The 25,193-nt window shown below is 64.8% G+C and carries 24 protein-coding genes; 13 read left to right on the forward strand and 11 right to left on the reverse strand.

Translation table 11 applies throughout. The features are described from left to right. Nucleotides 1-157 precede the first annotated feature (157 nt). Together L8F45_RS03770 and L8F45_RS03775 are read right to left on the reverse strand one after the other, a co-directional pair. Nucleotides 158-3,850 carry an autotransporter domain-containing protein gene (locus L8F45_RS03770; RefSeq protein WP_342361553.1) on the reverse strand — a complete coding sequence of 1,231 codons (3,693 nt, stop codon included), beginning with the start codon at nt 3,848-3,850 and terminating at the stop codon, nt 158-160. A 291-nt stretch (nt 3,851-4,141) separates the two neighbouring features. Beyond that, nucleotides 4,142-5,290: an SbmA/BacA-like family transporter gene (locus L8F45_RS03775; protein ID WP_342361554.1), complete on the reverse strand. Its 1,149-nt coding sequence runs from the start codon at nt 5,288-5,290 to the stop codon at nt 4,142-4,144. A 98-nt stretch (nt 5,291-5,388) separates the two neighbouring features. Between L8F45_RS03775 and L8F45_RS03780 the strand changes: the two genes are divergently transcribed. The 5 genes from L8F45_RS03780 (at nt 5,389) to murI (ending at nt 10,957) form a co-directional block, all read left to right on the forward strand. After that, a complete protein-coding gene (locus L8F45_RS03780) occupies nt 5,389-6,231 on the forward strand; it encodes an RNA methyltransferase (protein WP_342361555.1) in 843 nt (280 codons plus the stop codon). Between the two features lie 91 nt (nt 6,232-6,322). Then, nucleotides 6,323-7,648, forward strand: coding sequence for a flavin monoamine oxidase family protein (locus tag L8F45_RS03785; RefSeq protein WP_342361556.1), 1,326 nt, complete (start codon nt 6,323-6,325; stop codon nt 7,646-7,648). Nucleotides 7,649-7,726: 78 nt separating this feature from the next. Further along, nucleotides 7,727-8,668, forward strand: a complete 942-nt coding sequence (lepB, locus tag L8F45_RS03790; RefSeq protein WP_342361557.1) for a signal peptidase I — start codon at nt 7,727-7,729, stop codon at nt 8,666-8,668. Nucleotides 8,669-8,800: 132 nt separating this feature from the next. Continuing rightward, complete coding sequence (locus L8F45_RS03795) at nt 8,801-9,970, forward strand: alpha/beta hydrolase family protein (RefSeq protein WP_342361558.1); 1,170 nt, start codon at nt 8,801-8,803, stop codon at nt 9,968-9,970. Nucleotides 9,971-10,069: 99 nt separating this feature from the next. Then, entirely contained in the window at nt 10,070-10,957 is an 888-nt protein-coding gene (murI, locus tag L8F45_RS03800) for a glutamate racemase (RefSeq protein ID WP_342361559.1), read from the forward strand. Nucleotides 10,958-10,968: 11 nt separating this feature from the next. Here murI and corA read toward each other — a convergent pair whose 3' ends face one another. After that, the gene (corA, locus tag L8F45_RS03805) at nt 10,969-12,024 is read right to left on the reverse strand and encodes a magnesium/cobalt transporter CorA (protein WP_342361560.1); all 1,056 of its coding nucleotides are present in this window, start codon (nt 12,022-12,024) and stop codon (nt 10,969-10,971) included. Nucleotides 12,025-12,164: 140 nt separating this feature from the next. On the opposite strand from corA, the gene L8F45_RS03810 reads away from it, so the two are divergent. Next, nucleotides 12,165-12,578 (forward strand): hypothetical protein, encoded by a 414-nt coding sequence (locus L8F45_RS03810; protein WP_342361561.1) that lies wholly within the window; start codon nt 12,165-12,167, stop codon nt 12,576-12,578. 258 nt (nt 12,579-12,836) lie between these two features. Beyond that, the gene (gene rpsD / locus L8F45_RS03815; RefSeq protein WP_342361562.1) at nt 12,837-13,454 is read left to right on the forward strand and encodes a 30S ribosomal protein S4; all 618 of its coding nucleotides are present in this window, start codon (nt 12,837-12,839) and stop codon (nt 13,452-13,454) included. 58 nt (nt 13,455-13,512) lie between these two features. On the opposite strand, the gene L8F45_RS03820 is transcribed toward rpsD, so the two are convergent. The 5 genes from L8F45_RS03820 to rpe all read right to left on the reverse strand — a co-directional run bounded on the left by L8F45_RS03820 (nt 13,513) and on the right by rpe (nt 16,882). Further along, a complete protein-coding gene (locus L8F45_RS03820) occupies nt 13,513-14,070 on the reverse strand; it encodes an RBBP9/YdeN family alpha/beta hydrolase (protein ID WP_342361563.1) in 558 nt (185 codons plus the stop codon). Between the two features lie 9 nt (nt 14,071-14,079). After that, nucleotides 14,080-14,487, reverse strand: a complete 408-nt coding sequence (locus tag L8F45_RS03825) for a type II toxin-antitoxin system VapC family toxin (protein WP_342361564.1) — start codon at nt 14,485-14,487, stop codon at nt 14,080-14,082. A gap of 3 nt (nt 14,488-14,490) precedes the next feature. Beyond that, complete coding sequence (locus L8F45_RS03830) at nt 14,491-14,760, reverse strand: type II toxin-antitoxin system Phd/YefM family antitoxin (protein WP_342361565.1); 270 nt, start codon at nt 14,758-14,760, stop codon at nt 14,491-14,493. A gap of 63 nt (nt 14,761-14,823) precedes the next feature. Beyond that, entirely contained in the window at nt 14,824-16,134 is a 1,311-nt protein-coding gene (gene purB, locus L8F45_RS03835) for an adenylosuccinate lyase (RefSeq protein ID WP_342361566.1), read from the reverse strand. Nucleotides 16,135-16,198: 64 nt separating this feature from the next. Continuing rightward, the gene (gene rpe / locus L8F45_RS03840; protein WP_342361567.1) at nt 16,199-16,882 is read right to left on the reverse strand and encodes a ribulose-phosphate 3-epimerase; all 684 of its coding nucleotides are present in this window, start codon (nt 16,880-16,882) and stop codon (nt 16,199-16,201) included. A 91-nt stretch (nt 16,883-16,973) separates the two neighbouring features. On the opposite strand from rpe, the gene L8F45_RS03845 reads away from it, so the two are divergent. Further along, entirely contained in the window at nt 16,974-17,414 is a 441-nt protein-coding gene (locus tag L8F45_RS03845; protein WP_342361568.1) for a host attachment family protein, read from the forward strand. A gap of 9 nt (nt 17,415-17,423) precedes the next feature. Here L8F45_RS03845 and L8F45_RS03850 read toward each other — a convergent pair whose 3' ends face one another. Next, on the reverse strand, nt 17,424-18,467 hold the full coding sequence (locus L8F45_RS03850) for a hypothetical protein (RefSeq protein WP_342361569.1): 1,044 nt from the start codon (nt 18,465-18,467) through the stop codon (nt 17,424-17,426). A 193-nt stretch (nt 18,468-18,660) separates the two neighbouring features. On the opposite strand from L8F45_RS03850, the gene L8F45_RS03855 reads away from it, so the two are divergent. Both L8F45_RS03855 and L8F45_RS03860 read left to right on the forward strand, forming a co-directional pair. Then, nucleotides 18,661-19,911 carry an NAD(P)/FAD-dependent oxidoreductase gene (locus tag L8F45_RS03855; protein ID WP_342361570.1) on the forward strand — a complete coding sequence of 417 codons (1,251 nt, stop codon included), beginning with the start codon at nt 18,661-18,663 and terminating at the stop codon, nt 19,909-19,911. Between the two features lie 42 nt (nt 19,912-19,953). Further along, complete coding sequence (locus L8F45_RS03860) at nt 19,954-20,550, forward strand: outer membrane protein (protein ID WP_342361571.1); 597 nt, start codon at nt 19,954-19,956, stop codon at nt 20,548-20,550. Between the two features lie 313 nt (nt 20,551-20,863). Here L8F45_RS03860 and L8F45_RS03865 read toward each other — a convergent pair whose 3' ends face one another. Beyond that, complete coding sequence (locus tag L8F45_RS03865; protein ID WP_342361572.1) at nt 20,864-21,883, reverse strand: P1 family peptidase; 1,020 nt, start codon at nt 21,881-21,883, stop codon at nt 20,864-20,866. A gap of 95 nt (nt 21,884-21,978) precedes the next feature. Between L8F45_RS03865 and L8F45_RS03870 the strand changes: the two genes are divergently transcribed. Beyond that, nucleotides 21,979-22,707, forward strand: coding sequence for a cytochrome c biogenesis CcdA family protein (locus L8F45_RS03870; RefSeq protein ID WP_342361573.1), 729 nt, complete (start codon nt 21,979-21,981; stop codon nt 22,705-22,707). 71 nt (nt 22,708-22,778) lie between these two features. Continuing rightward, nucleotides 22,779-23,249, forward strand: coding sequence for a DUF1203 domain-containing protein (locus tag L8F45_RS03875; RefSeq protein WP_342361574.1), 471 nt, complete (start codon nt 22,779-22,781; stop codon nt 23,247-23,249). A gap of 61 nt (nt 23,250-23,310) precedes the next feature. On the opposite strand, the gene L8F45_RS03880 is transcribed toward L8F45_RS03875, so the two are convergent. Next, a complete protein-coding gene (locus L8F45_RS03880) occupies nt 23,311-24,429 on the reverse strand; it encodes a branched-chain amino acid ABC transporter substrate-binding protein (protein ID WP_342361575.1) in 1,119 nt (372 codons plus the stop codon). 68 nt (nt 24,430-24,497) lie between these two features. Here L8F45_RS03880 and L8F45_RS03885 point away from each other — a divergent pair, with 68 nt between their 5' ends. Further along, nucleotides 24,498-25,136, forward strand: coding sequence for a CGNR zinc finger domain-containing protein (locus L8F45_RS03885; protein WP_342361576.1), 639 nt, complete (start codon nt 24,498-24,500; stop codon nt 25,134-25,136). Nucleotides 25,137-25,193 lie beyond the last annotated feature (57 nt).

The raw sequence follows: 25,193 nt of genomic DNA on the forward strand, positions 1-25,193 counted from the left end.
CGGCTCCTTCTGGCACGCGGCGCCAGCGATCTCAACGCGCGCCCGCCGCGCGTCTGTGGAAGGAATGTACCGCATTTGTTCTCATCTTCAAGTTCTTTTTTTGTTCTCGTCCGCAAAAAGTATGGGCATCCGGCGGCGAGTTTTCGCCAGGCCGGCCTCACCAGGCGTAGCGGACGAAGCCCTTGCCGGCGTAGGAGCGGCTGGCGCTGGAGAGTTCGGTCTCGAACGTCGCGCCGACCGAGAATCCATTTCGCCATCTGAGGTCGAAAGCGGCGCTGGCGAGCGCGACATCATGGGATTGGGCGGCGCCGTTCACCCTGAAGGCGACGCCGGGAAGGGTTTGGAAACTGGCGTTGATCCAGCGCCCCACCTCGAAATTATGCGCCCAGGCGGCGCGGGCGCGCAGCGCGAGGGTCGCGTCCGCCAGCGCCCATTCCTGATCGACCCGGGCGCCGAGCTCGGCGCGCGGCGAAGTCATCTGCCGCGAGGCGTAATTCAAAGCAAAAGTCCCGGCGCCTGATCCAGCCTGTTCGGCGTAGGCGGGCCCGCGATAGCTTACGAATTGTCCGGCCGCATAGGGCGTGACAGCGAACCAGGGTGTGGACAGGCGATAGCCGCCTTCGAGACGGCCAGCGAAGGAATGCGCGTCGAACGAGGCGCGGAGCTGATCTGCGCCCGACAGGGTGACGAGACGGCTGGTGGTCACGTCCTGCCAGCCATAGGCGGCGGCGGCCGTGACATAGGCGGGGCCGAAGCCGTGACGGACATAGGCGCCGATCTGGAAGAGTTCGGAATTGCCAGAGCCCAGACCGCCCGACAGGCTGAAATTCACGCGGCCGCCTCCCAGCGCGAAGCCCCCTATCACGTCCGGCGACAGGCGATAGTCGGCGCCGGCGGCGAGGCCATAGGTTCTGTTCGTCGCCGCATGCGAGCCGAGCACCGCATCGCCGTCCGTCTTGTGATGCGCGCCCGATGCTGTGGCCCAGACGCTCCAGCGTCGCGCCAGCGGATCGGGCGCGATGCGAGCCTGCAACGCTGCTGCGGCGGGCGCACGCGCGCCGCGCGGCGCATAGGAGAGGGCGTCGCTGCTCGCGATCGGGGCGTTCGATGATGAGGCCAGGTCGCCGCGGCCGGAGAGCGCGGGGTCCGTCATCGCGCCCATGAACAGGGTCATGGAATCGATCGCCGCCTGCTGTGGCGCGGTGGCGATTTCGCCGGAAGCGATGGTCAGTCCAGTCGGCGTCAATGCTCCGAACACGAGCGGAATGCCGCCATTCGTGTTGAAGAAGTTGACCAGCGCGTTCGCGACATTCTGCTGGTTGACGTTCAGGCCCGAGCCGAGATTAGGAGAGGGCGTCGGAGGAGAGGGCGTGGGACCCGGCGTTGGCGAAGGGGTTGGCGTGGGTGTTGGCGTCGGCGTGAAATTCAATGTCAGATTGAGAAACGCGTTCTTGCCATCGTAACTTAGGCTCGGCGTGAAATTCGCGGGCAGGTTCGTGTTGACGAGCGAGTTGAAGCTGCCGGAGATTCCGCCTGCTGCGTTCAGGATCGTATATTGCTTCGTGACATAACTTCCCGCCGCATAGGTCGCGCTCACGGTGGCGCCGCCGGGCGTCGCGACGCCGGTGACGTTCACGCGATCGGCGGCCGAGGACGAAACCTCGACGGCGTAGGTCGAACCGGCCGTCAGCGTCAGATTGCCCTGCACCGTCAGCGTGCCGATCGAATTGCCCGGTGCGAGAGTCCCGCCATTGATCAGCGTGTTGCCGACGAAGCCATTGCCGCCGAGCGTTCCGCCCGTATTGACCGTCGTCAGCGATGACGTCGCGATCGAGCCGTTCACGCTGAGCGTGCCGCCATTCACGGTCGTCGCGCCGGTGTAGGTGTTGACGCCGGAGAGGATTTGCTTGCCGCCGGTGAGAATGAGCGAGCCGCCCGTGTTGACGCTGGCGCCGCCGAGATCGGAGATCACGCCGGAGAAATCGCCATTCGCCGCGGTGATGGTCAGCCTGTTGCCGCCGAGGAAGATATTGCCGGAACCTGAGAGGGATTTGATCGATGCGGCGCCCACAACGCCATCGCCGCCGAGTGTTGAGATATCGAAGGCGCCGTTGTTGACGAGTTCGCGTGAACTCGCAATGGCGCCGTTGTTGAAGAGATCGAGTTTGCCGCCAACATCGATGATCGTCGATCCGGTGTAGGTGCTGACGGCGCCAAATTGCTGCCATGCGCCCGAGGCGACGGTGACGCCGCCGCCGGTTCCACCAGCAATGCCGCCATCCTGAATCACACCGCCGAAGGCTCCGCCATTTGTGATCGTGAGCATCTTCGAACCAAGAGACACTTTTGCGGAGGACGAAGACGCTACCAGACCTCTCACCGATGCGCCGGAGGTCATCTGTGAGATGTCGAACGTCCCGCTGGCGAGAACAGCCAGATAGAGCGACGCCGAGATCGAGCCAGCGCTCTTTAGCGCCAGCGTCGCGCCGCTGCCGATCGTCGTGACGTTCGTGTAGGTGTTGACGCCCGACAGCGTTTGCGTGCCGCTGAGGATTCCAACGCCGCCGGCGCCATCGATATGGCCTGAGAACTCGCCCGCTGCGGCAAATATGGTGAGGTTGTTGCCGCCCAGCGTGACGACGCCGCTTCCCGTCAGCGACGAGACGGCGGCGCCCGATGAGCCGGAAACGTCGAGCGTTCCGTTGGCGATAACGTTGCTTGATGCGAGAAAAGCTCCGCTGCCTGTCAGCGCCAGCGTGCCCGCCGTGATGGTGGTTGATCCCGTGAACGTGCTGGTGTCGCCATCAAGCGTGAGAACGCCTGCGCCTGTCTTGGTGAACGATCCGGACCCGCTGAGGATGCCCAGAATCGTCGAATCGAATCCGTTGGTGTCGATCGTTCCGCCTGTGGCGTTCACGGTCACGGCACGGTCGGCCGGTGAATTGATCGCGGCCGCCGTCCGCAAGATTCCGCCATCGAAGACCAGCGTATTCGTTAAGCTTCCGTCGCCGAGCGCTGCGCTGGAATTGACGATAAGCACGCCGCCGGAGATCGTTGTCGCGCCCGAATAGGTGTTGACGCCCGTCAAAGTGAGCGAGCCGGTTCCCGTCTTCGTCAGGGAGCCGCCGGCGCCGGAGATCACGCCGGCGAAAGTCGTCGATGCGCCGGTCGCGCCGACGGTCAGATTGTTGGCGCCGAGAATGATCTGGCTTGTGGCACTTGTGCTTTCAATCGAGCCGGCAGTCATCCCGGAACTCGACAGGCCGGAAATGTCGAGCATTCCATTGCCTGTGAAAACAAACGCGGCCGTTCCGCCCGTGGAGCTGTTGTTGAATGCCGTCACGCCGCCGGCTGACGTTGTGATCGTCGCGGCGTTGGCTGTCGAGCCGCCATAGAACGAGAGAATGTTGGCGTTGTCGATAACGGCGTTTCCGGCGCTGGCGCCGTTCTGAAACTCCACCGTTCCGCCGGCCAGAACGTTGATCGCAGCCGTCTGCGCGGAGCCGCCAAGAAACTGGAAGGGGCCGCTCGACGAAACGTTGAACGTCGCGCTCGAGCCGAACTGGATCGCCATTCCTGACGTGAGCGAGACGGTGCCCGCCGCGGTCATATTGAAGGTGTAAGCCTGATTGCCCTGAATGCCGAAGGCGCCAATGCCGAAGGGGCTGTCCAGCGTCACGATATTCTGGGCTGAGGCGGCGAAGGTCGCGGTGAAGGCGGTTCCGTTGGCCGGCGTCCCGCCAGCCCAATTGCCGCCGGTGCTGTAATTGCTGTCGGGCGTGGCGGCGCCGGACCAGGTGGCGTCCTGCGCGAGGGCCGGCGCAGCCGCGAGCAGTCCGATGAAGGCCACGCTGCTGAGGAGAAGCCCGCTTGGTCGCGCAAATAAGCTGTCGCGCGTCCGTATACGCGCGTTCGGAAGCGCCGCGCCGACGCCCGTTTGCGATCCCCAGGCCCTCAACAACCGAACGCCGCCTCCCGCCGGTCAAAAATCGGATATTGCTTGTCGGGAAGCTCGCAGATCGCCCGTCAGAGGTCATCTCACCCAGCGCAGGCGACGCGGGTTCATTTCCATTAATTTCCGGTTCTGGAGCGACTAAATACGGAATTCGGGCAAGGTGTGGCCAATCGGCGACAGGTTCGCCTACTCCGCCAGCGCCGTCGCAGCGACTGGCGACTCCGCCTCCTTCGCCGATTCGCCGTCGATCACATCCATCGCGTCCATGAGATCGACGACGCGGCCGGCGGAGGCGTACCACTGCGCCACCTGCCGGAAATTATCGACGAGCCAGGTGATTGCGCCCTGCACCTTCACGAAGGCGGCGGCGAGACTGACAACGTCGCCAAGGGTCAGCCCGCCCGCGAGATATTTCGGCGCCGCCAGCGCCAGCGGCAACAAGGGGATGAGCACTCCGCTGCCATTCGTCACCCAGGTCAGGCGCGCATGCAGCCAGATCATCGCGATCCAGCGCTCGACCACGAGCTCATAGACATTGGCGATCGACTTGCGCGCGTCGCGCCCGCCGCCGAGCGCTTCCACCAGCGCCGCATGTTCGCGCAATCGCGTGAGTTCAAAGCGCAGCTTGGCCTCGGCCTCGTTGCGGCGCGCGACGCGCCCGACCAATGGCCGCCCGATGAAGACGGCGAGCATGGAGACGCCAACGCCATAAATGAGCGCGGCGATCACCATGAAGGCGGGGACATGCAGCGTCGATCCGCCGAGCGGGATCGTCATGCCGCCGCCGATTGTCCAGAGAATGCCGATGAAGGTCGCTGCGCCGAGGATCGCCGAGAACAGGCCGATGGCGAAATCGACGAGCGGATCGAGCGCCATGCGCACATCATCGGCGATGCGATATTCCGGATTGGCGGGTTCGACCCCTGAGGTCTGGATGCGGCGATAGCGATTTTCGCCGGCCCAGCGCGTGACGAGTGTCGCCGTCACCCATTCGCGCCAGCGCACCTGCAACACCTCGCGGGTCCAGACGACGCAGACCCCTGCGGCCGCGCCGCCAATCACGATGAGGGGCAATGTCAGGAGCGCGCTCCAGACGCGATCAACATCCTTGCGCTCAAGCGCGTTGAACAGCGCGCTCTGGAAGCGGTTGATGCCGACATCGACGATGAGCACCGCAAGCAGGGCGAAGCACAGCCCGAGGCTGAGCGCCCAGGCGCGCGCGCTGCCCGGCCGCCGCCAGAAGCCGAGGGTCAGCGCCATGAATTTGCGCGCGACGACCGATTCCTTCTGGTCGGCGAAGGAGGGTGGACTAGGCCGCTCCCCGGTCTCGTTCACCTGATCAATCTCCCGCCCACGTTTTCCCCTCGCGGTAGGCCCATCATGACGGGTCGCGGCCGCGCATGATAGGGCAGGCCGCTCACAATGATGACGGCATGACTCACGATTCCGCTTCCTCTTCCTCAACGCCGAATCCGACCGGACCGCGCCGTCCCGGCCCGGCGATCGTGCTCGTGCAGCCGCAGATGGGTGAGAATATCGGCATGGCGGCGCGCGCCATGGCGAATTTCGGCCTGTCCGATCTCAGGCTGGTCGCGCCGCGCGACGGCTGGCCCAACCCGAAGGCGGTCGGGGCGGCGGCGGGCGCCGATCACATCATCGGGGGCGCCAGCGTCCATCGCACCGTGCAGGACGCGACCGCCGATCGCGGCTTCGTCTGGGCGACCACAGCGCGCGCCCGAGGGCAGGGAAAGCGCATCGTGTTGCCGGCCGAAGCCATGACGGAAGCCGCGCAGGCGCAGCGGCACGCCATCCTGTTCGGGCCGGAGCGCGCCGGCCTTTCCAGCGACGACGTCTCGCTGGCGGACGCCATCATCACCTTTCCGGTCGACGAGGCGCTGCCCTCGCTCAATCTCGCGCAGGCGGTGCTGCTCGTCGCCTATGAATGGCGGCGGCATGCGCACGGGCAAACGGCGCCGTTTGCACAGCCTTATTCGCAGGAGCCGGCCGATCGCGCCTCGGTGCATTCGCTCTTCGATTATCTCGAAAGCGAGCTCGATCAGTCCGGCTATTTCCTGCCGGCGAACAAGCGGCCGATCATGGTCCGCAATCTGCGCAACATCCTGCATCGCATCGGCATGACGGAGCAGGATGCGCGCACCTTGCGCGGCGTGCTCGTCGCGCTGGCGAATGGCCGGCGCACGCGTAAGATGCTGCGCGAGGAAGCGAAGCGCGAAGAGACAGCGAAGGAACAGGCGCCTCACGACGACCAGCAATAACGACAAGGTGACCGGGCCCGCTCTTGCGGCGCCGCAGCAATGGTCGGTAACCTACGCTCGGCGACAGTGTCGAAATCGGCTGGTATCATCGATGGCGGCGACGCGTCGAACTTTCCTCGCAGGCGGTCTCGCCGTTGCGGCGACGCATCGGGCGCGTGCGCAGAGCGCCGACTTTGATGTCGTGATCGTCGGCGCGGGCGCCGCAGGTTTTGGCGCGGCGCGCGCCTTGACGAAAGCGGGACTGCGCTTCGCGATAATCGAGGCGCGCGACCGCGTCGGCGGCCGCGTCTTCACCGATCGCAGTCTTGGCGATCCCTTCGACGCCGGCGCGCAGTTCATTCACTGGGCCGAACGCAATCCGTGGCGCGACGTGGCGCGCGATCTCGGCGCCGAGACCGTGGAAGACAGGATGGGCGGCGGCTTCCGCGTCTATCGCGGCGGGCGGCCGATCGCGGACGATGAAAGGCGCCTGCGCCGCAGCGCTTTCTCGACGCTTTCGGCGGAGTTGAATGCGGTCGATTCCAATCGCCCCGATATTTCCTTCGCGCAGCTCGTCGCGGACAAGGCGCCGGAATTGCGCCAGGCGGCGGAAGGCCTGTCGATCTTCTCGCTTGGCGACGATCCGGAATTCGCGTCAGTCGCGGAATATGCGCAGCTCTGGGCGGGCGATGATCTGCTGCTGCGCGACGGCTATGGTTCGCTCGTCGCGCGCGCGCTCACGCCGTTTCAGGTCTCGCTCGCGACGCCCGCAACGCGCGTGCGATGGAATGGTCAGGGCGTGATCGTTGAAACAGCGCGCGGCGACCTGCGCGCGGCTGCCGCGATCGTCACGACGTCAATCGGCGTGCTGCAATCCGGCGCGATCAAATTCGATCCCGCTCTTCCCGCGGCAACGACAACCGCGCTTGATGGGTTGCGCATGGGCGCGATGACGAAGATCGCGCTTGCGTTCGATGGCGACCGGCTCGGCGTCAGCACCGGCGATGATCTCTTCGACATCGGCGCGAAGCCGGGCGATCTCTTCTCCACCGACGCCTGGAGCTTCGATCGCAACATCATGCTTGCGGTCGTGGGCGGGGCGTTCGCGCGCGGGCTCGCCGCGCAGGGCGAGGCGGCGGCCGTCGCCTATGCGCTCGATCGCGTCGTCGAGATGCTCGGCGCCGATGCGCGCAAGCATTTCAAAGGCGGCCGGCTCGCCGGCTGGTCGGCCGATCCCTTCGCGCTCGGCTCCTATTCGCTCGCGAAGCCTGGTCGTCTCGCAGCGCGCGAGGCTTTGGCGAAACCGATCGGCGACCGCATCTGGATCGCCGGAGAAGCGACCTCCAGCGGCGGGCAGATGACGGCTGGCGGCGCGACGCTGGCGGGCGAGCGCGCGGCGCGCGAGATCGCCGCGCTGCTGAAAGGGCGGCGGGGCTAGAGGGGTGTCGCGGCGCACATTGTTGCGCTTGAGTTCAAGTCCAAATTAGATCCCCGTCCTGCCCAAACGGGGGCGCCAATGACGTCTGCTGCCGAGAGCGATCCGCAAGTGAAGCCGCGCCGCTGGTGGATCGCGGCTCTGCTTGGATTGTTGAGCCAGCCCGTCGCCTATCTCTATGTGGGGCGACCGCGCCGCGCGGCGGCGACGATCGTGGCTTTCGTCCTGCTTGGAATCTTTCTCTGGCACGGCCTCAATGGGCGTCTCGCCGAGCCGCGCGGAATCGCGGCGATGGCCGCCTTTCTCGTCTTCATTGCGCTCTTCACAATGATCGACGCCGCGCGCATCGCTATCGCCGAGCGCGCCTACCAACTGCGGGTTTATAATCGCTGGTGGATTTATGCGGTCGTGGCGGTGATCGTCGGATTCGCCGGTGACGTGGCCTTTGATCCCGCTTATGGCGTTGGCCGTTCCGTCAGGCCTTTTGCGATTGCGAGCGGATCGATGCTGCCGACGCTGCGGCTCGGCGAGAAGGTGATGGCTGATATGCGCGCCTACGATGCGCGCGAGCCGGAGTGTGGCGACGTCATCGTATTCGCAGCGATGGATGGGCAGACCGTTTATCTCAAGCGGGTCATCGGCCTGCCGGGCGACGTGGTCCAGATCCGCGCCGGCCGGCTCTATCTCAATGGCGCACCGATCCCGCTCGAACAGGCAGAGCCCTACAGCCCTTCCGCTGACGACCTTGTCATCGAGGGCAAGCCGGTCGCGACGCAACGCGAGACGCTTCCCGGCGGCCGCAAGGATCAGATCATCCTGATCGCCGGGAGCGGCCTCGTGGACACCACACCTCCCTTCACCGTGCCGCCGGGGCGCGTCTTTGTGCTCGGCGACAATCGCAGCAATTCGCTCGACAGCCGGCATCCGCAGGTCGGTTTCGTGCCGCGCGACCATATCCTCGGGCGGCTCTCCTTCATCTACTGGTCGCGCGATTGGGCGCGTATCGGCGCGCGGATCGAGTAGGGGCGCCGGCTGGGGGCGGCGCGCTCTGACTATGTCGCCGCCGCAACAGGGCCTTGATCTTTCGCCAGCGTTGCTTGTGATGGGGTGGGCAGGCTGGCATCTTGCCGCTGCTTCGGACGGATTCGAACGCCTATGGGGCTGCATTTATATCTGAAACGCCTGACGCTGACGGTCGCCGCGACCTTTGCGACAGTTGGTCTGGCTTTCGCCACCACGCCGCCGACCCAGCCCGAAAAGGGGCCGGGCGGCGCCGAATACGCCATCACCACGGCGCAAGTGAAGAAGGAGGCGGTCGGCGCCGGCGCCGATCAGGTGTTCATCTTCCGGCCGACGGCTGGCTTCACTGGTCCCCGTCCGGTGGTGGTGTTCGCCCATGCCTATGACGCGTTCAACCCGCTGCTCTACGGGGCCTGGATCGACCATCTCGTGCGCCGCGGCTCGATCGTGGTCTTTCCGCGCTATCAGCTCGACCAGCGCACCGTGCGCGCCGACTATCTCCAGCGCGCGACCAATGGCGTGAAGGCGGCGATGGCGGCGCTTGGCGCCGACGCCGACGCCTCCAAGGTCGCGTATGTCGGTCACGCCGCGGGCGGCAACATTCTCGCCAATCTCGCGGTCAATCCGGAATTGTGGAAGCCAAAGCTGCTGTTCGCGCTGATGCCGGGCAATAGCTGGGGCAATCGCTATCAGGCGGTGAAGCTCGATGATCTCGGCAAGCTTCCCTCGGACATGATCATCATGACGCTGATCGCGGAAATCGATCGCACCACGCGCGACACCGACGCGCGGCGGATGATCCGCGAGAGCTCGAGCATTCCGGCGTCGCACAAGCTGCTGATCCGGCTCTACACCGATACGCACGGCACGCCGTCGATGGTGTCGACCCATCTGGCGCCGCTCGCCAAAAATCCTGATTATGAGATGGACAAGATTCTCGGCGTAGCCGCGCCGCCGGCGCCGCAACTCGACGCCAAGGGGCGGCCAAAGAAGCTTCCGCCGGGGCCGGCGCGGATCGTCTCGCCGCAACCCGAATATTTCGGCGGCGCCGAGGTCGATGGCGTCGACTGGTTCTGCTTCTGGAAAACGCTCGACATCGCCATGCCGCTCGCCTTCGCCGGCGAGGACGCTCTGGCGATCCGCAAGGATCCCAATCTCACGTTGATGGGCGTGTGGAGCGACGGCTGGCCGGTGAAGCGCTTCGGCGTCGAGACGCCGCGCGAGAAACCGGCGCAGGCGGAGGCTCCGCCAGAGCCCGCGAAACCGGCTCCTGCGACGGCCGCGCGGCGTCCCGTCAGGCGCTGAACCCGGGCGCCGCGTCTCGGAATATGAGCGCGCGCTCTAAAATTCTTTCCAATTCGTCAACTTTCGAGTCGCCATGATGAAGCCGGTCGGGACTTTGTCATGCGTTATGATCTTCTTGCGGGCGCCGGAGCTTCGGGCGTCAGGGCGCTGCCTTTGAGCGCGCCGACAATTCTCGTTTTCGATTCCGGCGTCGGCGGGCTGACGGTGCTTTCGGAAGTGATGCGCGCCCGTCCCGACGCGCGCTTCATCTACGCCGCCGACGACGCGGCTTTCCCCTATGGAAGGCTCTCGGAAGATGATCTGCGCGCGCGCGTGCCTGCCGTGATCGAGAAGCTGATCGCGCGGTTTTCTCCTGACGCCGTGGTGATCGCGTGCAACACGGCGTCGACCGTGGCGCTGCCGGTTCTGCGCGCGCGGTTTTCAATTCCCTTTGTCGGCACGGTGCCGGCGGTGAAGCCGGCCGCTGCTCTCAGCCGCAGCCGTATCGCGGCCGTACTTGCGACGCCCGGCACCGTGGCGCGCGACTATACGCGCGACCTCATCGAAACCTATGCCGGCGATTGCGAGATGCTGCTCGTCGGCTCGACGAAGCTTGCGTCGCTGGCCGAAGCGCATCTGCGCGGCGAGCCTGTAAGTGATGAAGCGATCGCGGCAGAGATTGCGCCCTGCTTCGTCGAACGCAAGCGCGCTGACGGCTACGTCGCGCGCACCGATGTGATCGCCTTATCCTGCACGCATTATCCGTTGCTGCGCGAAAGCTTCGAGCGTCTGGCGGCCTGGCCTGTGACCTATATCGATCCGGCGCCCGCCATCGCGCGGCGCGTGACTCAACTGATCGGCGAGTCGCTAATGAATGGAGCCATGCGCTGCGAAGCCGTCGCGCTCTTCACGTCAGGCGCGGGGCTGACGCCGGCGCTGAAGGCCGCGCTGGCAGCGCGCGGCCTTGACGATGTCGCGATCGAAGCGATGCCTCTCGCGCTGAACTGACGCGCCGTTTGCTATAGCCAACCGTTCTTGCGGAAGCGCCAGAACAGGATCGCGCAGGAAACGACGATGACGGCCATCACCGTGTGATAGCCGAACTGCAGTTCGAGCTCCGGCATATTCTTGAAGTTCATGCCATAAATGCCGGCGATCGCCGTCGGCACCGCAAGAATGGCGGCCCACGACGCCAGCCGCTTCGTGATCGCGTTTTCCTGGCTCTGGCCGACAAGCAGGCTCGCCTCGAAGGCGAAGGCGAGCACTTCGCGCAGACTGTCGATTTTCTCCTGCACAGTGCGCACATGATCGGTCACGTCGCGGAACATCGGCGCGAGAGTCGGCCGAATCTGGGGAACGCTCGCGTTCGACAAACGCAGACACACATCGACGAGCGGCGCCACTGCGTTGCGCAGCCGCAGGAGATCACGCCTGAGCATATAGAGCCGCTCGATGTCGTCACGGATCATCGGCTTCGCCAGAACCTTGTCCTCGATCTCCTCGACCTCATCGTGAATGGTTTCGAGCACGGGCATGTAGTTGTCGACGATGAAATCGAGGATGGCGTAGAGGATGAAATCCTCGCCTTTCGCCAGCGATGTCGGGCAGGTCTCCCAGTGCTGGCGCACGGCCTTGTAGGAGGTCGAGGCGCCGTGGCGGACGCTGACGATATAACCATGGCCGACGAAGATGTGCGTCTCGCCGAAGGCGATGCGCTTCTCCACCATCTGCGCCGTGCGCGCGACGACGAACAACGCGTCGCCATATTGTTCGAGCTTGGGACGCTGATGCGCGTTCTCCGCATCCTCGATCGCAAGAGGGTGCAGATTGAATTGTCTCTGCACGCGATGGAGCAATTCCGCGTCAGGCTCCAGCAGGCCGATCCAGACGACATGGCCGTCCTTGCGCGACCATTCGCCGGCGTCCTCGATCGGGATGTCGGCGATGCGCACGCCATGAGCGTAGACGCTGGCGGCGATAACGCCGCTTTCGGGCGCGCGGGCCTCCGCCGATTTCGGGGGAGAAGCGTCGCCGTTGTTGGCGACCGGCCATGATGCGGTTTCGGCGAGAGACATGGCGTCCTCTCTTCTTTCTGGATCCGAGCCGGCTCAAGGCTAGCTCATTCGTTGGCCAAGTCGAGGCCCTTGTGCGGAGCCGCACTGCGGATGGCCAAAGCCCGCTTACGCTTCCGCGCGTCAGACGCAGCGAGGCTCCCATGAACAGGTTACGCCTTTCACTTGCCATTGCGTTTTCAGTATTGACCGCGGACTTGGCGAGCGCCCAGGCGCAGCGCAATCTCTGTCGGTTTCCTGGCATCCGGTTTTTTGACGGCACGGTAGCCGTCCGACGCATTCTTACGACGCCGAACTCTGTTTGCGCTTTCAATTCGCATAGCGGCGGAGCGCTGCTTGGCCACCAAGTGACTGTTCCTCCCAAGCTCGGGGTTTTCGGCCGGGCGAACGAGGCCCAGTCAGCCTATCGGGTTGGCGCAGCGCTTGGGACGGACTACTTCGAATATCAGGTTCGCTGGGAGTGGATGGGCCGGGTGAATTCGATGACGATCCGGAACTATGTCAGGATCGTCCCGCCGCCCCAGACGCCGACGCGAGTTGTCTCAAGGGCCTTTTGACTTCCTGATCCGTTTGTGGCTTAAGCGCCGCTGTTCCGGCCGGGCTCGTTCCCGGCCGGTTTCAGTTTGTCGCCCGTGGCGGTTCCGGATCTCCGTGAGCCGCCTGTCGGCCGAAGCCGGAGTGATCCGGATTGGGCAGAGGAGGGCGCGGACCCGACCCCGAAACCGGGCCGGTCCGCGGTTCAGAGCGATCGATCGCCGCGCGAGATGCGCGGATTCGGCGCTTTCCGTGGTTCCGGCCAAGAAAAGAGAACCACGATGTCCAAGCGTCACGACGCCAAGCACAAGATCGACCGCCGCCTCGGCGTGAACCTATGGGGCCGCCCGAAGAGCCCCGTGAACCGCCGCGAGTACGGCCCCGGCCAGCACGGCCAGCGCCGCAAGGGCAAGCTGTCCGACTTCGGCACCCAGCTTCGCGCCAAGCAGAAGCTGCGCGGCTATTACGCCAACATCTCGGAACGTCAGTTCCGCAAATATTACGCCGAGGCGACCCGCTTGCGCGGCGACTCCGGCGAGAATCTGATCGGTCTGCTCGAGCGCCGTCTCGACGCGCTGGTCTATCGCGCGAAATTTGTGCCGACGATGTTCGCGGCGCGCCAGTTCGTGAATCACGGCCACGTCAAGGTGAACGGCAAGCGCGCCAGCATCGCCAGCATGCAGATGAAGCCGGGCGACGTGATCGAAGTCGTCGAGGCGCAGAAGCAGTCGGTGACGGTGCTCGGCGCCAGCCAGCTCGCCGAGCGCGACGTGCCTGATTATCTCGAAGTCGATCACTCCAAGATGACCGCGAAACTCGCGCGCATCCCGGGTCTGGCGGAAGTGCCGTATCCGACGCAGATGGAGCCGAATCTGGTCGTCGAATATTATTCGCGCTGATATCAGCGAATATCGATTGCAGAAGCGCCGCCCTCCGGGCGGCGTTTTCTTTTGCGCTCTACGACTTCAGATTTTTGAGAAACATGCCGAAGCGCATCAGCCCTTCCGGCCACGGACCATGTCCGGAGTCCGAATTGATATGCCCTGCTTCGCCGGCCGGCGTGAAAGCCGAACCCCAAGCGTAGGCCATCTCCTCGGCCTCGGCGATCGGACAGAACGGATCATTGCCGCTGGCGACGAGAATCGAGGGAAATGGAAGAGGCCCGCGCGGAACGGGAATGAAGCTCTTGTTGAGTTCATCCATGGCGAGCACGGCGGTCGCGCCGGGCGGCGCGACGAGAAACGCCCCGCGCACTTTGGTATCCGCGAGTTCGGATGCCGCATGCGCCACGGCGAGCACGCCGGCGCTGTGCGCGACATAGATCACCGGCCGCGTCGCAAGCCGCGTGTCCTCGAGAATGCGCTGCGTCCAGGCGATGCGGTCGGCGCGATTGAAATCATACTGAAGCACGCGCCGCGCGGTGGAGAGCTTCGCCTCCCAGCGCGACTGCCAATGATCGGCGCCGGAATCGCCGAGGCCGGGAATCATGAGGATATCGTAATCGGACGCGCGCATGGTTGTGTTCTAAAGCAACTCTACGCCAGCGGCGCGCGCGGCTTCCGCGAGGCGTGAATCGAGCGTGGCGAGGGAGAGCGCCTTTCTTTGCGCAAGCTCGAGGTAAGCGGCGTCGTAGGCGGTCAACTGATAACGACACGCGACGTCGCTAATCGTGGTCCAGGCGTGCGCGTGGGTCTCTGCATCAACCCGCAGCTTTAGGGTCGTCAGGCTTTCAAGAAGCCGTCGCCAGGTTTCCTCGTCGATGCGTCTGCGGCGGACTGCGAGCAACAAGGTGTTTGCGACCTCGATCAAAAAGAAAGCCGGAACCTCGGCGCCTTCAGCGTCGAGGATGCTCGCGACCCTGTCAGCTTTGACGCTCGACTCGTCCGGCAAGACAATGCTCGCCATCACCGATGCATCGATGACAAATGTCATGGATCAGCGCCGGCCTTCGCGAATCCAGTCTAAAATCTCGTCTGTCGTAATTGGCGGATCGCCGCGCTTGCTGATGTCCGCACGGATTTTTTCACGGATCGCGCGAATATCCTCCATCGCTCGGCTGGCCCGCTCCTGCTTGGCCTGCTCGTCCCCCACCAGCGTCGCCACAACCTTGCCGTGGCGCGTGATCTGCACGCGCTCGCCCTTTTCGACCCGGTCGAGAAGTTCGGACAGGCGATTCTTGGCCTCAAGGGTGCCAACGGTGATCATATACCCCTCGATCTGGCTACAAATATAGCCAGACTTTAGGGCGCGTTCAAGGCGCAGCCTGGGTCAAGCCTTGCCGAACACCCGGCTGAAGATCGTGTCGACATGCTTGAAGTGATAGCCATCGTCGAACAGCTCCTCCAACTCGGCGTCGCTGAGTTTCGCATGGACGTCGGGATCAGCCTTGAGCAAGGCGAGGAAGGATGAGGCCTCGCCGCGCCAGACCTTCATGGCGTTGCGCTGGACCCAGCTATAGCTGTCCTCGCGCGAGACGTTCTTCTGGGTCAGCGCCAGCAGCACGCGCTGGGAGTGGACGAGCCCGCCGAGCCGGTCGAGATTCTTGCGCATGTTCTCGGGATAGACGAGCAGCTTCTCGACAACGCTGGTCAGACGCGCCAGCGCGAAGTCGAGCGTGATCGTCGCATCAGGACCGATGAAGCGCTCGACCGATGAATGCGAGATGTCGCGCTCATGCCAGAGCGCCACATTCTCCATCGCCGGCATGGCGTAGCCGCGCACGAGGCGGGCGAGACCGGTGAGATTTTCGGTCAGCACCGGATTGCGCTTGTGCGGCATCGCCGACGAGCCCTTCTGGCCCTGCGAGAAGAACTCTTCGGCCTCCAGCACTTCAGTGCGCTGGAGATGCCGGATTTCCGTCGCGAAACGTTCGATCGAGGAGGCGACGACGCCGAGCGTCGCGAAATACATGGCGTGGCGATCGCGCGGAATCACCTGCGTCGAGACGGGCTCGACGGCGAGCCCCATCTTCTCCGCCACATGGGCTTCGACGCGCGGATCGACATTGGCGAATGTGCCGATGGCGCCCGAAATCGCGCAGGTCGCGATTTCTTTCTTCGCCGCGATCACACGATCGCGGGCGCGAGAGAATTCAGCGTAGGCGTAGGCGAGCTTGACGCCGAAGGTGGTCGGCTCGGCGTGGATGCCGTGCGAGCGGCCGATTGTCGGGGTGAGTTTGTGTTCGAAGGCGCGCGTCTTCAGCGCCGCCAGCAGCGCGTCGAGATCGGCAATGAGAATGTCGGAGGCGCGCGCGAGCTGCACCGCAAGCGTCGTGTCGAGTACGTCCGAGGACGTCATGCCCTGATGCACGAAGCGCGCTTCGGGACCGACGATCTCGGCGAGGTGCGTCAGGAAGGCGATGACGTCGTGCTTCACCTCGCGCTCGATCGCGTCGATGCGCTCGACGTCGAAGGTCGCGTCCTTGCCCTTCTTCCAGATGGTCTCGGCCGCCGCCTTCGGCACGACGCCGAGTTCGGCGAGCTTGTCGGTGGCGTGCGCCTCGATCTCGAACCAGATTTTGTACTTGGTCTGCGGATCCCAGATGGCGGTCATCTGGGGTCGCGCGTAGCGCGGCACCATGGGGCTAACTCTCCTGCGGGGCGTCCCGGCGCCTAACACAGGCGGGCGGGCGCCTCAACGGCGGCTAGACCAGTTCTCCCCGCGCCATCGCCGCGGCGTTGCGGATCGCCTCGCCGTTGGCGGCATAGGCGTTCGGGCCGCCCTTGAAGAAGGCGGAGCCGGCGACCAGCACATTGGCCCCGGCGTTGACGGCAAGCGGCGCGGTCTCGGCCGTGATCCCGCCATCGACTTCGAGGTCGATGTCAGCGCCGCCGATCATCTGACGCACGGTTCTGATCTTGTCGCAGACGTCGCGGATGAAGCTCTGGCCGCCGAAGCCTGGATTGACGGTCATCAGCAGCACCAGATCAACCATGCCGAGCAGCGGCTCCACCGCCTGCGCCGGCGTGCCGGGATTGATGGCGATCCCCGCCTTCTTGCCGAGCGCCCGGATCGTCTGAAGCGAACGATGGACGTGCGGCCCCGCTTCCGCATGGACAGTGATGACGTCGGCGCCCGCCTTCGCGAAGGCTTCGAGATAGGGATCAGCCGGCGCGATCATGAGATGAACGTCGAAAGGCTTCTTCGAGAACGTCCGGATCGCTTTCACGAGGTCAGGGCCGAAGGTGATGTTTGGCACGAAATGGCCGTCCATCACGTCAAGATGCATCCAGTCGCCGCCGGCGGCGTCGGCTGCGCGGGTCTCCTCGCCAAGGCGGGCGAAATCGGAAGCGAGCAGCGAAGGAGCAAGGATCAGCGGCCGGTTCATGGTCGCGCGGTAGCACCGGGCCGTGAGCGCGGCAACCGCGGGAACGGCTCGCTACGTGAGGCGTTGGCTTGCGAAGGGAAAGGAGACGACGATGCCGACGATTCCCCATGATGCGCTTGTGCTTGTTGGCGATGGCGGTCGCGCGCTGTTTTTTCGCAATGTCGGCTCGCCGGCGAAACCGAGACTCGAAGTCGAGGATGTGTTCGAGAATGATAATCCGGCGACGCGTGATCAGGGAGCGGACCAGCCGGGGCGCGCGCATGCGTCCGTGGGCGCGCGGCGCAGCGCCATGGAGCAGACCGATTGGCATCGTCTTGCGGAGGAACAGTTCGCGGGCGAGATCGCCGGCATGCTCTATCGTCAGGCGCATCGTGGCGGGTTTGAGCGCCTGGTGATCGTCGCGCCGCCAAAGGTGCTCGGCGATCTGCGCAAATCGGCGCATGCAGAGGTGGCGGACAAGATCGTCGCGGAAATCCCGAAGGATCTCACCTCACATCCCATTCCGGAAATTGAACGCGCGCTCGCAGCGTAACGGCGCGCTTTATCCCGCGGCGATTTCTTCCTTCGCTTTGATATTTCCAGCCATCGCGCCGACGAACGGCTTCAGAAGCTGCGGCGCGAAATAGACGGGAAACTGCATCAGCGCGAAAAACAGGAACGTCGCGTCGGGCACTGTGTTGACACCCATCGCGGCGATGATGAGGCCGGTGTTGCGCAGGCCTGTGGCGATCGCGAGCGTCACCGCCTCGCGCCGGTGGAAGCGCCGCCACGCCAGCCATGTCAGGACAAAGCAGATGATGCAGATCGCAAAGGCGATGCCGAGATAAAGCGCGACCTTGCCGAGATCGGCGAATGCAGCCTGCGAAACGCTTTCGGTCAGCGCGATGGCGAAGACGAAGAAAAGCACGACGCCAGCGCCGTCGAACTCGGGCTTGTTTTTCGAGAGCCAAGTTTCGCCGACGGCCTTGCGGATGGCGAGACCGACCGCCATCGCGCCGAAGAGGAAGATGGCGAGCCTGATCGTCAGCGCAATCTGATCTATGGGCGCCGCCGAGCCGACGATGGCGTCGGCGATGAGCGGCGCGCTCAGCGGCGTGATCGCCATGCCGAGCACGAGAACCGTGAGCGGCACCGCGTTCGAGAAGCCGAGCAGCAGCGCGTAGGCAGGCGCGGCGACAAGCGGCGGGGCTGCGGCCGTCACCGCCATCCCCAGCAGCAATCCGGGCTCGAAAGCGGCGCGCCCGAAAATCGCGACAATCGCGCCGACCACGGCGAAAGGCAGCAGCGTGTTCCAGGCGAGAAGGGTTGCGATGAGGCTCGGCCTCTGTGCGAGACGACGCAGCGCCGGCAAGTCAGCCCGCATCATGTTGATGGCGATGAAGCAGAAGATGATCGCGCCGAGAATCGGTTTCACTGGTCGCGCCAGCCAGGGCAGCGCGAAGCCGACCAGCAGGGAAAGGCCGAACGCGGTCGGGCCGTAGCGGCCGAGCAGCGCCAGAAAGGATCGAGGCCAGACGAACAGAGCGGCCTCCAGCGGCGCTAGGAATTGCCGGCATGGAGCGCGATGGTTGCCTGAGTCAAGCATTCAGGGTTTCGCCGGGCGCAAGGTCGACATGCGCCCCGACGAAATGCTGGATTCTGCAACGCATGCGCCAGGGTGGCAGACAATGCGCATGAGCGGCGCGACATCGCAGGATATGGCCGAAAATTCGCATGGCGGCGTTCGCGCTTCCCGCTTTCATGCTTTATGGGGAGGCGAGGAGCCCGGGGGCCGAAGGATGAAGGTTGACGCAGTTGTGTTGGGCGCCGGGATTATCGGCGTCTCGATCGCGGCGCATTTGCAGAAGCGGGGACGGTCGGTCGCACTCGTCGATCGCCGCGGCGCCGGGCAGGAGACGTCCTACGGCAACGCCGGCCTGATCCAGCGCGAAGGCGTCTACCCCTACGGCTTCCCGCACGATTTCGGCGCGCTGCTGCGCTACGCGACCAATCGCACGATCGACGCGCATTATCACCTGAGCGCGCTGCCGAAGCTGGCGCCCTTCCTGTTCCGCTACTGGCTCAATTCGCGCGCCTCGCATCACGAGGGCATCGCGCGGCAATATGCGAAGCTGATCGAGCATTGCGTCGTCGAGCACAGGGAATTGGCGCGCGAAGCCGGCGTCGGCTCGCTGCTGCGGCCGATCGGCTGGCTCAAGCTTTTCCGCACGACGCAGGAGCGCGACGCGCGTCTCGCCGAAGCCGATGAATGGCGGCGGCATTTCGGCGTTGAATCGCTGGCGCTCGATCAGGCGGCGCTGCGCGCGGCCGAACCGCATATCGATCAATCGCTGATCGGCGCGCTGCATTTCACGCAGCCTGATTCGTGCAGCGATCCCGGCGCGCTGGCGGACGGCTATCGCAAATATGTCGAGACGCTCGGCGGCAAATTCCTGATCGGCGACGCGAAGACGCTGGAAGCGAATGGCGACGGCTGGCGCGTGACGACGCAGGAGGGCGCAGTGGAGGCCGGCAGCGCCGTCGTCGCGCTTGGGCCATGGGCCGATCTCGTGACGATCAAGCTCGGCTATGCGCTGCCGCTCGCGGTGAAGCGCGGCTATCACATGCATTACAAGGCGCAGGGCAACGCAACGCTCAATCATCCCATGCTCGATGTCGAGCGCGGCTACTTCATCGCGCCGATGGCGCGCGGCATCAGGCTGACGACCGGCGCGGAGTTCGCCGACCGCGACGCGCCGAAGACGCCGGTGCAGTTGAAGCGCGCCGAGCCGATTGCGCGCTCGCTGTTCCCGCTCGCCGAGCGCGTGGATTCGGAGCCGTGGATGGGCTGCCGGCCCTGCACGCCCGACATGATGCCCGTGATCGGCCCGGCGCCGAAGCACAGGAATTTGTGGTTTGCCTTCGGTCACGCCCATCACGGGCTGACGCTGGGCGCGGTGACGGGGCGGCTGATCGCCGAGATGATGACAGGCGAAGCGCCATTCGTGGATCCGAACCCGTTCCGCGCCGACCGGCCCGGCATGCGGTAAGGGGCGCCCGACTGGCGCCATAGTTGGTTGTTGAGAAAGATCATGTATCTTTCCGGCATGATTTTTCAGCGTCCGATCCGCCGCCTGTTCCTGACCGCTGCGTCTCTGGCGGCGCTCGGCGCCGCGCCGGCCGCGGCAGGGAGCGCGAGCGCGCCCTGGTCCGACTGGTCGCCGTTCGGCATCTCGCAGCCGAAGTGGGACGGCCAGTATCTCGCCATTTCTTCGGGCCTCGAGATTGTCAGCCATACCCGCGGCCGCACCTATGGCGGGCCGACCATCGGGGTCGAAGGCGGCAAGATGTGGCGCGAAGGCGATTTCGTCTATGGCGTGGTCGGCTCGCTCAACTACATGAAGCCGTTCGCGCTGAGCGGCTCGACGTCGCCCTATGGCGAATATTCGCGCGATTTCGCCGGCGCCGCGAAAGTGAAGTTCGGTTATCTCGTGCAGCCGAACGTGCTGCTCTATTCGACGGTCGGCGCCATCGCGCAGAATGAATATTGGCGCATGCCCGCTTCGCTTGGCGGCCGCACCGATCAGAATTTCGCCGTGCGTCCGCAGGTCGGCGCCGGGTTTGAGTGGGCGATCAACGATACTACGCGCATCTTCGGCGAGATCACTGCGACTGCGCCGGTGAGGTGATCGTCGGATAGATCAGGCGCGATCTTCACCCTCCCCTTGAGGGGGAGAGTCGACGCCGAAGGCGCAGATACGACGACGCGAGCGCATCTGGAGCATCGTCGCGTTGAAGTTGCTTCGCGACGTTTTTCGCTGGGCCCCGGACACGGTTCCGTTTGGCTTATCGCCTCACTTCACCGTTCCGGGGACGAAGAGAGCTTCAATTTTTGAAGGTTATGCTTTCTCCGTCCCCGGATTCGTGGAGCGAGCGAAGCGAGTGGAACGAAGTCCGGGGCCCAGCGGAAGAATCGGCGAAGCCGTCCTCAAAAATTCTTACCTACTTCCGCTCAAACTTATCCCGCCAGCTTGGCAGCGCTTTGTCGAACGGCAGCGCCTTCGCTTCGAACACGGCGCGCGCGACGGCGCGCGCGAGGCAATCGGCGGCGGCGGCGATGATGATGGTGAGGTCGACAGGATTGACGGCGCCTGTCTTTTTCCCCGTTGCCGCCGCGAAGACCGCATCGCCGTCGAGAGAGGCGTGAACGGGCCTGAGCGCGCGCGCCAGCCCGTCATGGGCGCCGATGGCGAGACGTTTCGCCTGCGCCTTCGTCAGCACGGCGTCGGTTGCAACGATCGCGATATTCGTATTCGCAGCCGGCAACCCCTTGAAGCGCGGCGCCAGCGCGACCGCGGGCGTCGTCTGCGGGAATCCGAGGCCGCCGAATTCGCTCGCCTGCTCATAGGGCGCCGCCCAGAAATTCGGGAGATCGCCGACAGTCGCTGATCCCACCGCGTTCACCGCGACAAGCGCGCCGACCATGTGGCCGGTGCGCGGAACTTCCGCGCTCGTAGAACCGAGGCCGCCTTTCAGATTGACCGTCGTCGCGCCAAAGCCTGCGCCTGATGTGCCGAGCGCGAACATGTCGCTGACATTCTGTGTTGCCTCGCGGCCGAGATCCCAATAGGGCGCGCGATCGCGATCAGGCGCGCGCAGCCATGGCTTGTCGCCGCCATTGAGGAGGTCGAACAGGATCGCCTGCGGCACGATCGGCACGCGCACCGGCCCAATCGCGAAGCCGCGGCCGCGCGCAAGCAGCGCGTTCATCACGCCGCCGGCGGCGTCGAGGCCATAGGCGGAGCCGCCTGACAGGCAGATCGCGTCAATTTTCTCGACCGTCATGTCGGGTTCGAGAAGCGCGGTGTCGCGCACGCCCGGCGCGCCGCCATGGATGGCGACGGAGGCGGTCGCGGGCTCCTCGAACAGGGCGACAGTGGCGCCCGACGCGCCGCGCTCGTCCTGGGCGTTGCCGACAAGCACGCCTGACACGTCGGTGATGAGATTGCGGGAGACTGGCATTGCGGCAATCAGCCACTTCTGACGCGGGATCACAAGCGGGGGAGGGACATGGCTGGCGCCTGTCGCGAGAGCGTCGCCATGGTTAGAAGGCCGGCATGACCGAAGTCACCTATCCCTGGGCGCTGCTGGCCGGCCTCCTGAGTTTCCTCAGCCCCTGCGTGCTGCCGCTTGCGCCGCCTTATCTCACCTATCTCGCCGGCGCCTCGATCGAGGAGCTGACTGACGAGGTCGAGCCGCATGTGCAGCGCCGCGCCATCGTCGCGGCGCTGCTGTTCGTGCTGGGATTCTCCACGGTGTTCATCGCGCTTGGCGCCGGCGCCTCGGTCGCAGGGCAGTTGCTGCGCGCTTATTCGCGCGAACTCTCGATCATCGCCGGCGTCGCGATCATCATCATGGGTTTGCATTTCCTCGGGCTGTTCAAAATTCCGCTACTCTATCGCGAGATGCGTTTTCAGGCGTCGAGCGGAGGAAAGCTCATCGGCGCCTATGTCATGGGGCTCGCCTTCGCCTTCGGCTGGACGCCCTGCATCGGGCCGGTGCTCGGCGCGATCCTCGGCCTTGCCGGATCGACGCAGACGATCTGGCAGGGCGTCACGATGCTTGCGGTTTATTCGCTCGGCCTCGGCATTCCTTTTCTCGCGGCGGCCTTCGCGATGGGACCTTTCATTCGCTGGATGCGCGGCTTTCGCGCGCATCTCGACAAGGTGGAGAAGGCGATGGGGGCGCTGCTTGTGCTGACCGGCGTCGCCTTTCTCACTGGCGGCGCCGAGCGCATGGCGTTCTGGCTGCTCGAGACGTTCCCGGCGCTGGCTAAGCTGGGTTAGCCGCCGCAGGTTTCGGGTGGCGACATCGATCGATGCGTCGCATGTCTCCTCCTGAGACACAGGAGGTCGTCATGAATTATCGCGCCGTCGGGCTTGATCCTGAAATTTTCGCGCCTTTCTTCACCATGAGCGACGATGAGCTTCGCGTGCGCGGCGCCACACGCATGATCGCGGACCGAGGCGGCGCCTATCCCTGCCGCGTCTCGCTCAAGCGTGCGGACAAGGGCGAGGAGCTTGTGCTCGTCAATCATGAGCATCGTACCGCGCCGCATTCTCCCTATCGCGCCAGAGGGCCAATCTTCGTGTCGCGCGCCGCGACGGAGAAGCGCGAATATGTCGGCGAGCTGCCGCCGATGATGCGCGAGGTCATGTTGTCGCTGCGCGCTTATGACGAGCGCGGCTTTCTCGTCGAGGGCGAGATTTGCGAAGGGCCTTACGCCGATCGCGTGCTGCGGCGAATGCTGTCCGACGAAAAGGTTGCTGAAGTCCACGCGCATTTCGCGCGACAGGGCTGCTTCGCCGCGCGCTTCACGCGCGCATGAAAAAAGCCCCGGAGGAGCCGGGGCCTTGCAGTGATTTGCAAGCTTTTTTGAAGGCGCGCGATCAGGTTCCCGCCGCGCCCTCGATGTAGGTGATCTTGCCGTCGGCGCCCTTCCTCCAGGTGTACATGACATAGTCGGGCCGCGTGATGTCGCCCTTCTTGTCGAAGGCGATGTCGCCGATCACGGTCTTGTAGGGTTTGCCGTTATGCATCTCGGCGGCGATCTTCTTGGGATCGAGCGAGTTCGCGCGCTTCGCCGCTTCCGCCATGATCTGCACGGCGGCGTAGGAATAGAGCGTGTAGGCTTCGGGATTGAAGTTCTTGGCCTTGAACTTCTCGACGATGCCCTTGGCTTCCGGACGGTTGCGCGGATCCGGCGGGAAGGTCATCAGCGTGCCCTCGACGCCGGGGCCGCCGATCGTTGCGAATTCGTCCGAGGTGATTCCATCGGCGCCCATGGCGACGGTCTTGAGACCTTGATCGCGCATCTGGCGCACGATGAGGCCAAGCTCGGTGTGGAGCCCGCCCCAATACATCAGCTCGACGCCGGCCGCTTTCATTTTCGAGACAAGCGCCGAGAAATCCTTCTCGCCGGTGTTCACGCCTTCATACAGCACCTCCTTCACGCCGGCCTTGTTCATCGCCTTGCGCGTCTCGTCGGCGAGGCCCTGGCCGTAAGTCGTCTTGTCGTGAATGACGGCGACTTTCTTGTTCTTGTAGTTCTTGGCGATATAGGCGGCGGCGACGAGGCCTTGCTGATCGTCGCGGCCGCAGGTGCGGAACATGTTCCAGAGATTGCGCTCGGTGATCTTCGGATTGGTCGCGGCAGGCGTGATCGCCAGAATGCCGTTCTCGGCATAGACTTCCGACGCCGGCATGGTGACGCCTGAATTGAAATGCCCAACCACCAGCTTGATGCCATCGCCCGCGAACTTGTTGGCGACCGATACGCCCTGTTTGGGATCGGAGACATCGTCGCCGACCGAGACCGTGACCTTCTGGCCAAGGATGCCGCCGGCGGCGTTGATGTCTTCGACCGCCTGCTCGACGCCATTCTTGAGCTGCGCGCCAAAGGCCGCATTGGGGCCGGTGATCGGCCCGGCGACGCCGAGCTTGATCTGGGCGGCGGCCGGCGCAGCCAGCGCCGCGACCGCGACAAGGGAAAGGAGAGTGCGTTTCATCTGGAGCTCCCTATGACGCGAAAGACTCGGTCTTGCGCGCCGATGAGTAACCAGTAAAACGCGTTTTGATGGTGAAGGCAACGATTTCAAGCGAGGGCCGCGCGGGTTCGCTCGACCTGATCGGCGGGGCGCTGGCGCTTGACTTCGCCAACACCTCAAGCGGGCGTGGCGGGCCGCAGCATCTCGATCATTTGCGCGCCGCCGCCGATGTGGTCGTCTGGGCGCGCCATGTCGGCGCGATCGGCGAGGCGGCGGCGGCGTTGCTGGAAAAGGCGCTGGCGTCAGGCGACCCGCGGCTTGCGGAGTTGTTGCCGCAGGCGCTCGCCTTGCGCGAGGCGATCCATCGCGTCGGCGGCGCGATCGCATCGAAGGCGAAGCCCGATCCAGCCGATCTGGAAATCCTGCATCAGGCGGTGGCGCGCGCGGTGGCCGGCGCCAAGCTCGCCCCCTCAGGCGATGGCTATCGCTGGACCTTCGAATCCGGCGAGCCGCGGATCGAAAGCGTGCTCGGGCCGATCGCGCTCTCCGCCGTCGGCCTGCTCCGCGACGGCGATCTCAGCCGCCTGAAAAAATGCGGCGGAGAACATTGCGGCTGGCTGTTCTTCGATCTGACCAAGAACAAGTCGCGGCGCTGGTGCGAAATGTCGGTCTGCGGCAATCGCAGCAAGGCGCGAACGCGCCGCATGCGCGCGACGAAGGTTGGTTAGCCCCAAAAGAAAACGCCCCGGATTTCTCCGGGGCGATTCCTGCGAGGTTTGAAGTTC

This window comes from Terrirubrum flagellatum (genome assembly GCF_022059845.1).
GTDB classification, from domain to species: Bacteria; Pseudomonadota; Alphaproteobacteria; order Rhizobiales; family Beijerinckiaceae; genus Terrirubrum; species Terrirubrum flagellatum.